Origin of the sequence: Bradyrhizobium sp. B120 (assembly GCF_049075665.1) — a bacterium.
In the GTDB taxonomy this organism is placed as follows: Bacteria; Pseudomonadota; Alphaproteobacteria; order Rhizobiales; family Xanthobacteraceae; genus Bradyrhizobium.
Map to the genome: position 1 here is coordinate 3513311 of NZ_CP185242.1, position 14913 is coordinate 3528223.

The following is a 14913-nucleotide window of genomic DNA, read 5'->3' on the forward strand; positions in this document are numbered from 1 at the left end:
GCAAAAGGGAGTGAGATATGAGCGCACAGACAAGCAGAGCAGCAGCAGCCAAACCCGTCGCGATCGCCAAATCCGGCGCAGCGGGGACAGCGGTCTTCCCAGGTTCCGATAGCCGCAAGTACAACTACTTCGAGCCCAAGGGTCGCAAAGCCACCCATTACGAGGATATGACGGTCGACGTGCAGCCCGATCCGGAGCGCTATCTGCTGCAGGATTGGATCATCTCCTTCCCCGACGGAACGCCGACCTATTCCAAGGACTGGACAGCCGCCAAGAGCTCGAACTGGCACAAGTTCAGAGCCGTCGATCAGGAATGGGAGCGTACGCACTACCAGCGGCAGTCGACGATCTGCGGTATGGTGCAGAACACCATCGAGAACGGCCGGAAGTCCGGCGCGCCGACTCGCTTCGACCCCGCCTGGGTCAAGATCCTGCAGAACCACCTTGGCGCCTACAAGCATGCCGAGTTCGGCCTCGGGACGTCGACCATGCAGGCGCAGCGCTACGGCTATACGCAGATGGTCAACAACGCGATCCTGACCAACTCGTCCTACAAGCTCCGTTTCGCCCAAGACATCACGCTCTATCTGAGCGAGATCGGCCTCGATCTTCCCGGCTTCGACATCACCGCAGGCAAGAAGCACTGGCTTGAAGATCCGATCTGGCAGGGTGTGCGCAAGTCGGTCGAATCCGTGATGGGCTCGAACGATTATCTGGAGCAATATTTTGCTACCAACGTGGTGTTCGAGCCGCTGGTCGGCGAATTGTTCCGCTCGGGCTTCCTGATGCAGGCGGCCTCCGCGCAGAACGACTTCATCACGCCGGCCGTCGTTTCCGCGGCTGAGGCCGACTACGAACGCAACCTCGCCAACACCGTCGAGCTGTTCCACATCCTCGGCACCGATCCGACCTACGCGGCGCAGAACGTCGCGCTGTTCAACAGGTGGCTGGTCAAGCACGCCGATCTCGCGCTCGACGCCGCCAACCATCTGCAGCCGATCTGGTCGCAGCCACGTGTCAAGGTCGCGGCATACGCCGATGCCCTGGCCCACGCCAAGAACCGCATCAAAGGGATCGCTGCCGAGCTCGGCCTGACGGTGCCGGTCAACATCGCCTCGTAACCGGCCCGTTAAACGTCAGTCACAACCCATTCCTTCAGGAGATCGACATGCTGCACGAGAATGACAACATCTTCAAATCGATGAAAGACATCACGTTCGAGGACACGGTGTCCCATCAATGCGGCGTCACCATGAATGACAGCGTCGAGGCGCGCGCCATCGCCGAAGTCATGGGCCGTCACGAGCATATCAAGGTGACCTACATGCCGGCGATGATCCGTATCGATGGCGACGGCAAGATGGAATTCAAGATGGACGAGATTTCCGAAGAGCTCGGCCGGGTCATGACCCCGCATTTGTTCGAGATCTCGACCTCGACGCATTACGGCCGCATGGTCATGATCGACGACAACACCGTCATGCTGTTCGGCGACATGAACGAGATGATGAAATACATCGTCTGACGGCTGCCTGCGACCAGGCCCCGGTCGGCGCGAAGCCGGCCAGGGCCATCAGACGGCATCAATCGCCGCGCGTCATAACAACAGACAAATCCAGCCGGATCGGGAGGAACGCCATGTACAGGACGGCCAAGGGTGAAGAGATTTTCGTCATCGACGGACACACCCATTTCTGGGACGGAAGTCCGGCAAACCAGAAGAACATCCACGGCAAGCAGTTCATCGAGTGCTTCTATGCCTATCACTCGAATCTGAGCCCGCCCTCGGAGAAATGGGACAAGGAGAAGTTCGAGAAATACGACGCCAAGACGATGTTCGACGACCTGTTCGTCACCGGCTATGACGACATGGCGATCCTGCAGCCGACCTATCTCACCGACTTCTACAAGAACGGCTTCAATACCACCGAGCGAAATTCGGCGATGAAGAAGAGCCACCCGGATCGCTTCATCCTGAACGGCGCGTTCGATCCGCGAGACGGCAGCAAGGGCATCGAGGAGCTTCACGCGCTGTCGGATAAGCACAAACTCAAGGGCGTCAAGCTCTACACCGCGGAATGGCGTGGTGAATCCAAGGGTTACAAGCTGACCGACAAGGCGTCCTACCAGTATCTCGAGGCGGCGCAGAAGCTCGGGATCAAGAACATCCACGTCCACAAGGGCCCGACCATCATCCCGTTGAACCGGGATGCGTTCGATGTTGCCGACATCGACGATGTCGCCACCTCGTTCCAGAATCTGAACTTCATCGTCGAGCACTGCGGCCTGCCGCGGCTGGATGATTTCTGCTGGATCGCTACCCAGGAAACCAACGTCTATGCCGGTCTCGCGGTCGCCTTACCGTTCATCCATTCGCGGCCGGGATATTTTGCCCACGTTATCTCCGAGCTGTTGTTCTGGCTCGGTCCGGACAAGATCCTGTACGGCAGCGATTACGGCATCTGGACCCCGAAATGGCTGATCGACAAGTTCATGGCGTTCGAAATTCCGGACGACGTCACCAAGGAGACCGGCTCGGTGCTGTCGATGGAGGCCAAGACCAAGATCCTCGGCCTCAACGCGGCGCGCATCTACGGCATCGATGTCGAGGCGCAGAAGAAGAAGATCCGGGCCGGCGGCGGTTACGCGCATCTGCCCGAAGCCGTTCATGCGCCAAGGTGATGGCCATGACGGGTGGCGATGACGAGGCGGTGCGGCCGATAGGCCGTTCGTCGGATGACAGGCAGGCCCAGATATGGGCCTGCCTGCAGACCGTGATGGATCCAGAGCTCGACGAGTCCGTGGTCGAGCTGAATTTCGTGACCAGGGCCGACGTGGATTCAAAGGACCGGATTCACATCGAGTTTCGCTTGCCGACCTATTGGTGCGCCGCCAATTTTTCCTTCCTGATGGCGGACGACATGCGCCAGGCGGTCAGCCGGCTCGATTGGGTCAAGGGCGTCCACGTGGTGCTTGGCGAGCACATGTATGCCGACAAGATCAATGCGGGCCTCGCCGAGGGGCGTTCGTTCCAGGAGACGTTCGGCGCCGAGGCCGACGGCAATCTGGACGAACTGCGTCAGACCTTCCTGGTCAAGGCCTTCCAGCGGCGGCAGGTCGCGCTGCTCAGTCATCTCATGGCGTTGGGGCTGACCCCGCGAGAGATCGTTAGCCTGACATTGGCGGAACTCGGCAACATGCTGCTGGATGATGCCGGTGCGAAGCTGGTTGGGCGCTATCTCGAGCGCCGCGCCGTCGTCGGCCCGGTCCGCGCAAATACGTCGGCCTTTGTCGATGCCGGGGGAGCGCGGCTGGAGGCCGATGGCGTGCCCGGTTACGTCTCGAGGCTGCGGCGGGTCTGCGTCAACGCCGAATTCAACGGCGCGTTGTGCCGTGGCCTGCTTGCGGCGCGTTTCGATCTCGAAACGCCGTTCGTGCCGAGATCGAAGACGAGGGCTGCATCGCCAGGTGCAGGTCCGGTGCCGTGATGTGCAAGCGCAGCGACAAGACCGAGTCCAAATCAGACCACCTCAAGGCTATGTCGGGGAGTTGAGATGCCGAAGATCATGATGCACGATGAAGCGGCGCGGGCCGCATTGGGCCGGGGTGTCGCCAAGCTCGCGAAGGCGGTGCGCGGAACGCTTGGTCCGAAGGGCATGAATGCGATCATGGACCGACCGATCGGTACGCCGATCGTGTCGCGCGATGGCGTCAGCATTGCCAGCGAGATCGAGCTCGAATGCCCGTTTGAGAACATGGGCGCGCAGGTGCTACGGGAGGTTTCGGCGCGCACTAATGAGGTGGCAGGGGATGGAACCACCACGGCCACGGTGCTCGCCGACGTCTTGGTACAGGAAGGCCTGAAATGTCTCGCGGCGGGGGCTAACCCGGTCGAACTGGTCGAGGGGCTGGAGCTGGCGGTTGGCGAAACCATCACGGCATTGCGGCGGTCGGCGAAGCCCCTCCAGGGCTCCGCCGGCCTGCGTGCCGTCGCCGGGATCGCCGCCAACGACTCTGCGCTCGGCGACATGGTCGCCGAGGCCTTCGAGCGTGCCGGCAATCACGGGATCGTGGCGGTGGAATATGGCAGCACCGTCGAGACGACGTTGGAAATCGTCGAAGGCATGGCGTTCGACCGCGGCTATCTCTCGCATCACATGGTGACCGATGTCGAGAAAATGCAGGTGGTGCTCGACAACCCCTTCATCCTGATGACCGATCTCAAGATCCAGACCGGCGAACAATTGGCCGGCGTGATCTCGCTCATCGAGAGGAGCGGAAGGCCTTTGCTGATCATCGCAGAGGAGGTGGTGCCCGCCGTCATCATGCAGTTGCTGGCGCGCCGGGAGAAGGCCAATTTCAAGGTCGCGGCGATCCATCCGCCGGAGTTCGGACATTGGCGCAAGGCGATGCTCGAGGACATCGCGATCACGACGGGGGGCCGCGTCATCTCCGCCGATCTCGGCGGCAGGCTGGAGAAGGCGGAGCTGCACGACCTCGGATCTGCGCGCCAGGTACGGATTTCCGCCTCGAAGACCCTGATTACCGCGGGCGCCGGCGACCAGAGGACCATCGCGGCGCGACGCGAGCAGGTGTTGCGCCAATACGATGCCGCGCCCGAAAATATCGAACGGGACAAGTTCCAGGAACGCATCGCGAAACTGTCGGGCGGCACAGCGATGATTCTCGCGGGCGGTGCGACGCCGGTCGAGCAGAAGCGCCGGACCCAGCTGATCGAGGATGCAATCAATGCGACGAGGGCGGCGATCGAAGAGGGCATCGTGCCGGGCGGCGGCGTTGCGCTGCTGCGGATCGCTGCGCGGCTCGATGAGCTGGTCCATCGTCTGGACGGTGGCGCCAGGCAGGGCGCGGAGCTCCTGCAGCGTGCGCTCAGCCGGCCGCTCTTCTACATTGCGGCGAATGCCGGCCTGAACGGCGAGGCGGAGGTCGCGAAAATCACCACGGCAAGCAATGGCCACGGACTCGACGCACGCAACGGCTCGCAGGTTGATCTCGTCGAAGCCGGGATCATTGATCCCGTCAAGGTTTGCTACAGCGCGGTTCGCAATGCGGCGTCGGTGGCCGGTTTGATTCTGACGACGCAGACCTTGATCGCCAAAAAGCCGGATGACTACGATCCGACCGCGGGGCCGGCGCGTGGCGGCGGCGCCGAGCTGCTTTGATCGGAGCGGATTGCCGGTCCATTGTGACCGGCGTTCGTTTGGAGACGGCGGATGCCGCGAGGCGCGCAGCATCTGCGGAGTCAGCACACCCAAAGTGTCATTCGGGCTTCTTCTGTCCGAGCGCGCGGTAGATGGTATTTCTGGAGACGCCAAGACGCCGTGCAGTTTCGCTGACGTTGCCGGAAGTCTCGGCATACGCCTCGAGGATCCGCGCCCGATGAATGTCGTGGAGCGATCCGGCCTCGTTCCCGTGACGTTGAGCGACAGCGGCGGCGCCGCCGTCGTTGGTCAAACCGTTCGCAGCCGCGAGGGTGAAACGCGCCAGCACGTTGCGGAGCTCGCGGATATTGCCGGGCCAGGGACGCCCGGCGAGACGCGCAACGTCCGCCGGTGTGATTTCGCAGGTCGGATCGATCGTATCGAGCAGATGGCGAACGATGGCGTCAAAGTCGTCGCGATCGCGCAGTCGCGGCAACGTCACCTCGAGCGTGTTGAGCCGGTAGAGCAAGTCGGATCGGAATCCGCCTTCGGCGATGGCCTTGTCGAGCCTGGCGTTCGTTGCGGAGATGAGGAACACGTCAACCTTGGATCTGACGCCGCCGACCGGGCGCACGGTCCAGTCGTCGAGCAGCCGCAGAAGCACGGCCTGCAGCGCCACTGGCATGTCGCCGATCTCGTCGAGGAACAACGTGCCGCCGTCGGCCTCCTTGACCAGCCCGACGGCACCGCCGCGCCGCGCCCCGGTGAATGCACCCTCGGCATAGCCGAACAGCTCGGTCTCGATCAGGCTTTCGGGGAGGGCGGCGCAATTAACGGGAACGAATGCACCAGCCCGCCCACTTGCCCGATGCGCGTGGCGGGCAAGCTGTTCCTTGCCGGTTCCGGTCTCACCGCGGATCAGGATCGGCATCTTGCGCGCCGCTGCGGTCTCAACTTGACGGACGATGGCGCTTACCACGGGATCGCGGGCGACGAAGCCGGTAGCGGTGCCATGAAGGTGCCGCGGCGCCGGCCGTAAATCGCCTACGGCGGACGGCAAGCTCCCGGGCGTGCGGCGTTCGGGATCCAGTCTCGATTTCGAAGCGTCGCGAGGTGTGATGAGTTGGCGCTGTCGCGCATGCAGAACCACGATAGCGCCGATGCCGGAGCGCTCGTTCTCAACGAAATTGAAGCTCGCGTTTGGAAGCAACTCCCTCAGCTTGCTTGGCCATTCCGCGAAGGGAACCATCTTCAGAAAACGGGTTGGCGCGTCGCCTTGAATGCTGTGTTGGTCACGCCGAAGAGCTTTCAAGGCGCGTTCGGTGGCGTGGAGGATCGTCCCACGGCGGTCGAGCACGATGAACTCGTCGTTGAACCATTGCGATCTCTTGGCGAGAAAGTGGCACAACAATTCCTCATGTTCTTGCCGCACTGATTGCGCCAGAACGCTTTCCACATGATGGCCGACCGCGACAGCTAAAGCGAGACTTTGCGGATTAAAGGTGCTCGCGGGGCCCGAAATGTCCACCACGCCAAGCAGTTCGCCGTCGCTCGGATCGTGAACCGGAACGGCAGCGCAGGTCCACCGCTGGACCTGCGAACAGAAATGCTCCGCACCGCGGATCTGCACCGGCTTCGATTCCGCTATCGCAGCGCCAATCGCGTTGGTGCCGATGTCGGCCTCACTCCAACATCCTCCGTGTTCGAGATGAACTGCACGGCCGGCGTCGATGACCCTGTCGTCGCCCTGCGTGTCGATGATCAGCCCACCGGGATCAGTGAGGATCATGATTGAATGTGCGTCACGCAGGAATGTCTTCGAATTCTCAAGCGCGCACCGGGCCGCATGACGGAGCGAGGCGTGTTTGGAGCGATGGCGAAACAATTCGGCGTCGCCGACGAGTGGCGCACGCGCACGGTCGATGGTGACATGATGGTTCCTGGATCTCTGCCACGAAGCTGCGACCGAAGATCTCAAATCGGACGACAACGCTCCGCGCTCAACGAACTTCTCCCACGCCGCCAGCACTTCTCGTTGGTCCATCCCAGCTTCTCCGAGCTGAAAAGCGGCCAGCCGCGGTCGTGACGGGCCATTCGATCATCACCTGTGTGCGGGGACTGCTTGTCGCAACTGCCGTTTCGATCATGCAAGGCGCAACGGCTGAGGCGGTCCAGGCTGCCCGCATCGATCCCATGCCCGTCGCACCCGCTGCGAAGCCGGATGCGCCGCGCGATCAAACAACCCCTTCGGCTTGCCATTCCCCAACGTTCCGGGCTCTTCTCTCGAGCCCGTTCACGAGCCTAGCGTATACTTTTTGAATAGTTCTAGCAAAGGTGGCGGTTCGAAGTTTTGATATGCCGCGATGGAACCGGTCAAGTAGCGGGTTCAGATATGTGCTCCGCTACAGCGATCGACTTACCGGGGGGCGGCTGGCTCGGTCTATCCAAGAATCAGGGCAAGTGCTCGTTTGACTGGTGCGGCGCAGCATCGGCAAGTCTGCGGCGCTGTCCTGGGCATCCATGCGGCCGGTAGCCATGGCTATTCGACGCCGCTCTGTGATCGAGCGTGGAGGCGACCCAGTGTATCCAATTGGGAGACTACGGCAGCAATCGGAATCGCTTTTGACAACAACTCGGATGCGGGCCCCGAGAGCCAGGTTAGTCAAATTTCAATTTGCAGCGAATGTCGGGACCGGTGCTTGCGCCTCCGTGATTTGAACCTGGGCGTTGCCGTCTCACGCGAATTGAATTCGTGCTGCTATTTGATCTCGCTCGGCGACACTTCCTCAAATTAGCTCAAACGGGCTCATGATGGATTTGGAGCGAGAGTTCAAGTTTTTCAATTGATTAGAAGGCAGCGTGTGCACGATGTGTGCACCGGCAGTTCAAGAAAAATCCTATCACCGCTAGCACGAGCAGGCCTTGACCACTCAGGTTGGCGGAGGAGTCGAGTGGGCGGTCTGCGGAGCGGGTTGGCTTCGAAGATGGTTTCGTCAGTACGCGACTTAGCCTCGGAACGTTGCGAAGGCCTGCCACATCTCCCGCGCAAAAACCTCGGGCTGCTCGAACGCGGCGAAGTGTCCGCCTTTGTCTGCCTTGTTCCAGTAGAACAACCTGGACCAGGCGGCCTCCGCCCAGGAGCGCGGAGCGAGAAAGGTCTCGCCCGGGAAGATGGTTGCTCCCATCGGAAGGTCGATTGGTTCTGACGACGCACGCGAGTTCGAGAAGAAGCTATTCTCCCGGATCGTGCTTCCGACGCCTTCCCAGTAGAGACGCGCACTCGATGTACCGGTGCCAGTGAACCAGTACAGGGAGATGTCGTCGAGCATCTGATCGCGGGTGAGGGCGTCCTCCGGAAGGCCGCGATTGTCTGTCCACTCCCAGAATTTTTCGTACATCCACATCGCCAGCGCCAGCGGCGAATCGTGCAGCGCATAGCCGATCGTTTGCGGCCGCGTGTTCATCTGGTCGGCGTAGCCAGCCATCTGATTAAGATAGTGCTCGATGTTGTCCAGTGCTTGCTGTTCTTCCCTGGTCGGCCGCACCGGTGCCGACTTCGGCACCACCAGCGGCAAGTTGACATGGGCGGCGAGTAGACCCGGAGGGCGTTGGCTGGCCATGGCGTGGGTGATGGCCGAGCCCCAGTCTCCTCCCTGCGCGACCCAGCGCTCAAATCCGAGCCGCTCGCGCATCAGCACCGCCCAGGTTCGCGCGATGCGACCCGGATTCCAGCCCGGCTCGGTGGGTTTGTCGGAGAAGCCGTAGCCAGGGATCGACGGCACGACCACGTGGAACGCGTCCGCGGCGCGTCCGCCGAACCGTGTCGGGTCGGTCAGGCGGTCGATGACATCGAGAAATTCCACAACCGAGCCCGGCCATCCATGAGTGAGAACGATCGGAAGGGCCTGCGGATGCGGCGAGCGGGCATCAATGAAATGGATGCCGACGCCGTCGATGCGCGTGCGGAACTGCGGAAAGCGATTGAGGCGCGCCTCGAATTGTCGCCAGTCGTAGTCATGCAGCCAGTAATCGATCAGCGACTTTGCGGCAGAGAGCGGCACACCTTGCGACCAGTCACGCACGGTCTCCCGATCTGGCCATCTGATGAGGGTGAGCCGCAACCGCAGATCGTCGATGGCGGCTTGCGGAACATGGACCTCGAAGGGCGCGAGGCTGTCAGGCGCGGGCGGCAGCACCAGCGCCGGGCGTGCGTCTGGACCGGCCGCGGGAAACGATCGCGCGTCGGGCAGGAGGGCGGAGGTAGACATATCAAACTCCAGGTGATCCCGCCGGATAGACAACTCGGCGGGTTGATGGTGAGAGCGAATCCTGTGGCGACTGCTAGTCCGGCCGGACCATTTCGAACATGGTGTCGGCGGTCATTTCGAAATAATCGCCGCGCCGGCCGGCGCGCGCGATCGGGCGCGCGAGTTCGGTGAGATAGACGCCGTCCCTGATGAAGGCCTTGTCGATGTGGACAGCGACGACTTCGCCGAGCGTCAGCCAGGCCTCCGCCGGTTCACCCATCGTCCCCTTGAGCCGGATGATGTCCGTGACCCTGCACTCGAACGACACCGGGCTTTCGGCCACGCGCGGTACGCTGACGAACCTGCTCGGCGCTCGCGTCAGTCCGGCAATCGCGAACTCGTCGACCTCCCGGCTGACATGGAGCGCCGTCGCATTCATCCGCCGTGCCAGATCCATGGTTGCGAGGTTCCAGCAGAACTCCCCGGTGTCCTGGGCGTTAGCGACGGTGTCTTTCCAGCCGGTCGAAGAGAAGCCAATGAGCGCCGGGGTGTAGCAAAAGGCGTTGAAGAAGCTGTACGGCGCGAGGTTGACGTTGCCCTTTGCGTCACGCGAGGAAATCCAGCCGATCGGTCGCGGCGCGACGATGGCGTTGAAGGGATCGTGCTTCAGCCCGTGCCCCTTCGACGGCTCGTAGAAGTGGATGTCCCGCGACGCGGCGCGGGTTGCCGTGGGCTCCATGGTTCACACGTCCTGCCAGAATTGATCGTAGCTCGGCTTGCGCCGCTCGTCGAAGGATCGCAATCCTTCGCGCCACTCGGCCGACGGAACATCCGCGGGCGAAAGCAGGACGCGCGCCCAATCCGTCTCACCGTGATGGGCGAGGTTACGTTTCGCGGCAGCGATGGCGCCCGGTGGTGCCGACTGCACGATACCAAGCGCGAGATCGATCGCGCCTGAAACGACGTCGCCCGTCGGCACCAGGCGATTGGCCAGCCCCCAGTCGACGGCCTGCGCAGCACTCAGCCGGCGGCGCGTCAGTATCAGTTCGGCCGCACGCCTCGTACCCACCACGCGGTGGAGACGCGCCAGCGCGGTGTTGGGGATGACGCCGTGGCCCAATTCCGGCAGAGCGAAATAGCTCTCCGTTCCCGTGACGACGAGATCACAGCAGAGCGTCAGCTCGAATCCGCCGCCGAGCGCGCCGCCTTGTACCGCCGCGATGGTCGGACGCTTCTCCTCGGCCAGGGCGCGAAACAGCAGGGCAGGATCGGTCGGATCGGAAGCGCCGCTCATCCATCCGGCCTTCAGATCGTCGATGTTGGCGCCCGCGCAGAACACCGGACCGTTCGCCGCGATCACGATGGCCCGCGCCTTCTCGGCGCGCGCCCGCGCGATCAGCTCGAGCAGTATCGCGACCGAAGCCCTGGACAGGGCATTGCGTCGCTGCGGCTCGTTCAGGGTGAGAATGGCGACGTCGCCGTTGCGGCTGTAGAGCACCGGCATGGTCAGGCTCTTGCGGATTTGGAGGGGGCGCCGAGGAGGTGCCGGCGGATGTCGTCCGGAACGGCATGCGGCTTCCCGGCCTGGAGCAGCACGCAGGAGGCCGTAGCAGAGGCTACGCATGCCCCGGCGCGGAAGACGCCTTGCAGGACCTCGAAGGAGGAGCGGCCGATAGAGGTGACCGTCGAGCCGATGTTGACCTCACCCGGATAGAAGACCTCACTGTGGAATTCGATGGTCAGCCGTCCGACCACGACGTTGAGGCCGTCCATGAGGCGGCTGATCGCGGGCTCCGCGAACAGCTCCATGCGGCCGCCTTCGAGGAAGCTGGCGATCGCCGCGTTGTTGACGTGCCGGAACTGATCGGTGTCGGCATTGCGCAGCTTTTCCAGGCTCCAGAACCGGAAGTGCTCCGGCGCGAGCCGTGGCATTGAAGGGGGGCGTGAAACCGGGTCCTCGTGCATCGGGCACTCCTCACTCGCGCGGGCGGGAGTGTTCGGTGGCCTCGTGCTCGATCCGGTAATAGATCTCCTCGGCCATCGGCTGACGCATTTCTTCGATGATGTGCCCGACGAGCCCGACTGCGCGAGCTGCCACGGCGAGGCCGCGGCACATCTTCCAGGGCAGCTTGAACTCCGAGGCGATGGCTGCCATCGCGCCGGTGACGTTGAGGGGCAGTGGTCGGCCATATTGCCGGCTTGCCTCCGCGCCGATGTTCTCCATCAGCTCCACATAGCGGCCCGCAAAGCCGGTTTCGTACGCGACCTTGAACAGGGCTGGAGTTCGCGGATCGATCGGCTTGTGGAAGGGGTGGCCGACACCTGGAATGATCTCACGGCGGCTCCTGCGAGCGCTGACAATGTCGGCCGCCAATTGCTTCAGATCGACAGACGCCTGCGGGTCGGGCAAGGCCTCCTGGAGCATCTTCGCCGCGTTATCCAGCGAGCCGACGAACACGGAGCCGAGCCCCAACAGTCCAGCGGCGACCGAGGCCTGCACGGCTTCCGGCGCCCCGCAATAGGTCATGCGTGTGGCGAGGGAGGAGGGTGTGATTCCATGCTCGACCAGGATCACCATCATGGCATTGAACATGCGCGCTTCATTCGCGTCCGGAAGACGGGCGAAGATCTCGAGGAAGGCCATCTGGCCAAAATCGACGACACCGACGATCTCGGAGCAGAGATCGAGCCCGTGGACCTTGATCTGCGTGGGAGTCGCCCAGGCGATGTCGGATTTGATCTCGTGGCGTTTCATGTCAACCTCGTCAGGTGATGGGAGCGGAGCTGAGCAGCCGGGAGGCGTGCTCCCTCAGCGCCGCCTTGCGGATCTTGATGCCGTTCGGGCCGTCGATGACCGGAAACGCGTCGACCTGAACGATGCGACGCGGGACCTTGTAGTTGGCGATGCCTTCGCGGCAGTAGGCGAGCAGCTCGGTCTCGCCGAGTTCACGGTCGGAGCGAATAAAGGCGACCGCTACGTCGCCTTCGCCCTCGAGGCGCACGCCGACGACCTGCGCGGCAGACACCTCCGGATGCCGGCAGAGAAAGCTCTCGATCTCGCCGGGATCGACCAGATAGCCGCGCAGGCGGAGGCCGTCGCCGATGCGCGACAGGAAAACGAAAGCGTCCTCGTCCGCATAGGCGAAATCGCCGGTTCGATACCAGCCGTCGGAGGTGAACGCCTGCGCGGTTGCGGCCTCGTTGTTCAGATAGCAGGGCATCACATTGTAGCCGCGGATCTGCAATTCGCCGGTTGCGCCGGATGCCACCGGCGTTGCTGTGTCAGGCTCGACGATGCGCAAAGCCATCTCGCCGGACAGCAAACGGCCGCCGGGCAGCGACCTGGCCTCGATCGGTTCGGAGGGCGAGCGCGCGGCCATGAGAGCAAAACCTTCGGACGAGCCGTAGACGCTGACGAGGCGCAATCCCCATTTGCTTTCGGCGGTCCTCATCACGCGGTCGGTCAGGCCGGCAAAATCGGCAAAACCTCCGGCGCGCAGCGTCGAGAGTTTCGCCGCGGGCACGTTGAAGACGGCATCCAGCAGCCCGTCGGAGCCGAACACATGGGTTGCCGCATGTCGCTCGATCGCCGACGCGGCTTCGGCGGCCTTGAAGACCGGAAGCAGAACGCAGGCGCCGCCACCCGCCAGCGTGGCGATGGCCTGGACGAATCCCAGCACGCCATAGAGCGGCAATGCGCACAGCGTAGTGTCGCCGGAATGGATGTCGAATGCGGAAGCGACGATATGCGCGTGGTTGCGGCAGCTATGCTGGTCGTGAACGGCGAGCTTCGGCGCACCGGTTGTTCCGGAAGTGCTGAACGTGCACAGCAGGTCCTGCGGCCGGCCCCCAGCTTCCACATGGCCATCGGCACCCGGATGGAAACGGCCCGGGTCGGCTATCTCGATGACGTGGGCGAGCGTAGGGACCTCGCCCTGGATATCACGCACGATCTGCGCGAAGGCCACATCGAGGAAGCTGCTCGCAGCCACGACCGCCTTCGCACGGGACAATGCAATCACATGGAGCGCTTCGGCGCGACGGTATCTCGTGCTGATCGGAACCACCAGAATTCCCTGATGCGCGGCGGCAAACAGGAATTGCAACCAGGTCGGGCCATCAGGGAGCCACAGCGCGATCACGTCGCCGCGCGTCAAGCCGAGGCTATGCAGAAACGCTGCGGCGCGCTTCGACGTCTCGGCCAGTTCCCGGCGCGTAGCGACATAGTCGCCGAGATAAATCGCCGGCGCTTCGACATCGTTATCGAGCAGCCCGAAAAACGGGCTTGGCGCGCCAATCATTGTAATCCCCCTGCGTGTCAGTTTGAGAGAGCCTGGCGAGCGATCTGAATTCGCTGCATCTCGGATGTGCCTTCGCCCAGGCGGAATGCGCGGGCATCCCGATAGAATCGCTCGATGGGGAGCTCGCACATGTAACCCATCCCGCCGAAGATCTGGAGGCAGCGATCGACGACGCGGCATCCCATCTCGCTGGCGTATAATTTGGCCCTGGACACGGCGATCCGCGACGACGAATCTTCCTGGTCGCACAAGGCGGCGGCACGATAGATCAGTGCCCGTGTCGCTTCGATCTCGACGTCATTGTCCGCGATCATGAACTGGATGGCCTGATGGCTCGCAAGCTGCGAGCCGAAGGCGCGACGCTCCTTCGCATAGGCGATCGACATGTCATGCGCGCGTTGCGCCAGTCCCAGCGACCGGCAGGCAGAAAGGATCCTGTCGTGGTTGATCGAGGCCATCATGACCATGAAGCCGTCGCCGGGACGCCCGAGAACGTCCGCATCCGGAACGAAACAGTCCTCGAGCGAGAAGCCGTTCAGATGATAGCCGTGCCACCCCATCTTCTTGTAGCGCGTCATGCCGACGAGCCCCGGATTGCTGCGCTTGACGATGAACGTGGTCAGGCGCCCTTTGAGGGAAGCGGAGTGATCGCTGACCGCCAGCACGATCACGTGGTCGCAAGTCTCGACGTTGGAGATGAACTGCTTGGCCCCCTCGAGGCGCCAGCCGCCGTCGACCTTCACTGCCCTGGTTCGAATGCTGCTCAAATCCGACCCGGCATCCGGCTCGGTGAGGGCGTACGTCATCGTCACGCGACCGGACGCGAGATCGGGAAGGATGCGGGCGCGCTGCTCCTCATTGAGGTGGATCAGCGAGAGCGGCAGGAACCCGACCACCTCGGACAGCGGAACGGAGGTGTGGGTGACCTCTTCCAGGATTCCGACCTGTGCCGCGACCGGAAGGCCGTAACCGCCGAGCTCGGGCGGGAGGTTGAAGCCATAGATCCCGAGCTCTGCGGCCTCGCTGCGCAGTTTGGCCAGCAAGTCCGGAGACACGTCGTCGTCGGTCTCAATCTGCTGTTCGAGCGGCTCCAGACGGTCGCGGACAAATCCCCGCACCGTCTGGCGGAGCATCGTCATCTCATGCGAGGCAAGGTCAATCATGGAAAGCTCCGAAAACGATTTCGTAAATAACCTAGACGCC

The 14913-nt window shown here is 62.9% G+C and carries 13 protein-coding genes; 5 read left to right on the top strand and 8 right to left on the bottom strand.

The features are described 5' to 3' along the window. Window positions 1-17 precede the first annotated feature (17 nt). The 5 genes from ACOIX3_RS15850 to groL all read left to right on the top strand — a co-directional run bounded on the left by ACOIX3_RS15850 (window position 18) and on the right by groL (window position 5183). Window positions 18-1121, top strand: a complete 1104-nt coding sequence (locus ACOIX3_RS15850; RefSeq protein WP_420970752.1) for an aromatic/alkene monooxygenase hydroxylase subunit beta — start codon at window positions 18-20, stop codon at window positions 1119-1121. Between the two features lie 47 nt (window positions 1122-1168). After that, the gene (locus tag ACOIX3_RS15855; RefSeq protein ID WP_420970754.1) at window positions 1169-1525 is read left to right on the top strand and encodes an MmoB/DmpM family protein; all 357 of its coding nucleotides are present in this window, start codon (window positions 1169-1171) and stop codon (window positions 1523-1525) included. Window positions 1526-1638: 113 nt separating this feature from the next. Then, on the top strand, window positions 1639-2682 hold the full coding sequence (locus ACOIX3_RS15860; protein WP_420970755.1) for an amidohydrolase family protein: 1044 nt from the start codon (window positions 1639-1641) through the stop codon (window positions 2680-2682). A gap of 5 nt (window positions 2683-2687) precedes the next feature. Continuing rightward, window positions 2688-3488 carry a metal-sulfur cluster assembly factor gene (locus ACOIX3_RS15865; protein ID WP_420970757.1) on the top strand — a complete coding sequence of 267 codons (801 nt, stop codon included), beginning with the start codon at window positions 2688-2690 and terminating at the stop codon, window positions 3486-3488. 66 nt (window positions 3489-3554) lie between these two features. After that, the gene (groL, locus tag ACOIX3_RS15870) at window positions 3555-5183 is read left to right on the top strand and encodes a chaperonin GroEL (protein ID WP_420970758.1); all 1629 of its coding nucleotides are present in this window, start codon (window positions 3555-3557) and stop codon (window positions 5181-5183) included. 97 nt (window positions 5184-5280) lie between these two features. Here the strand turns inward: groL and ACOIX3_RS15875 are convergent, their stop codons facing one another. From ACOIX3_RS15875 to ACOIX3_RS15910, 8 genes are all read right to left on the bottom strand, one after another. After that, a complete protein-coding gene (locus ACOIX3_RS15875) occupies window positions 5281-7206 on the bottom strand; it encodes a sigma-54-dependent Fis family transcriptional regulator (RefSeq protein WP_420970760.1) in 1926 nt (641 codons plus the stop codon). Between the two features lie 961 nt (window positions 7207-8167). Further along, window positions 8168-9358: an epoxide hydrolase family protein gene (locus tag ACOIX3_RS15880; protein WP_420970762.1), complete on the bottom strand. Its 1191-nt coding sequence runs from the start codon at window positions 9356-9358 to the stop codon at window positions 8168-8170. A 145-nt stretch (window positions 9359-9503) separates the two neighbouring features. Continuing rightward, the gene (locus ACOIX3_RS15885; RefSeq protein WP_420970764.1) at window positions 9504-10148 is read right to left on the bottom strand and encodes a flavin reductase family protein; all 645 of its coding nucleotides are present in this window, start codon (window positions 10146-10148) and stop codon (window positions 9504-9506) included. A 3-nt stretch (window positions 10149-10151) separates the two neighbouring features. Then, window positions 10152-10913 (bottom strand): enoyl-CoA hydratase/isomerase family protein, encoded by a 762-nt coding sequence (locus tag ACOIX3_RS15890; RefSeq protein ID WP_420970766.1) that lies wholly within the window; start codon window positions 10911-10913, stop codon window positions 10152-10154. A gap of 2 nt (window positions 10914-10915) precedes the next feature. Beyond that, on the bottom strand, window positions 10916-11374 hold the full coding sequence (locus ACOIX3_RS15895; protein ID WP_420970768.1) for an acyl-CoA thioesterase: 459 nt from the start codon (window positions 11372-11374) through the stop codon (window positions 10916-10918). A 10-nt stretch (window positions 11375-11384) separates the two neighbouring features. Then, on the bottom strand, window positions 11385-12164 hold the full coding sequence (locus ACOIX3_RS15900) for a citryl-CoA lyase (RefSeq protein WP_420970770.1): 780 nt from the start codon (window positions 12162-12164) through the stop codon (window positions 11385-11387). Window positions 12165-12174: 10 nt separating this feature from the next. Next, window positions 12175-13710: an AMP-binding protein gene (locus ACOIX3_RS15905; protein WP_420970772.1), complete on the bottom strand. Its 1536-nt coding sequence runs from the start codon at window positions 13708-13710 to the stop codon at window positions 12175-12177. A 17-nt stretch (window positions 13711-13727) separates the two neighbouring features. Next, the gene (locus ACOIX3_RS15910) at window positions 13728-14873 is read right to left on the bottom strand and encodes an acyl-CoA dehydrogenase family protein (protein ID WP_420970773.1); all 1146 of its coding nucleotides are present in this window, start codon (window positions 14871-14873) and stop codon (window positions 13728-13730) included. Window positions 14874-14913 lie beyond the last annotated feature (40 nt).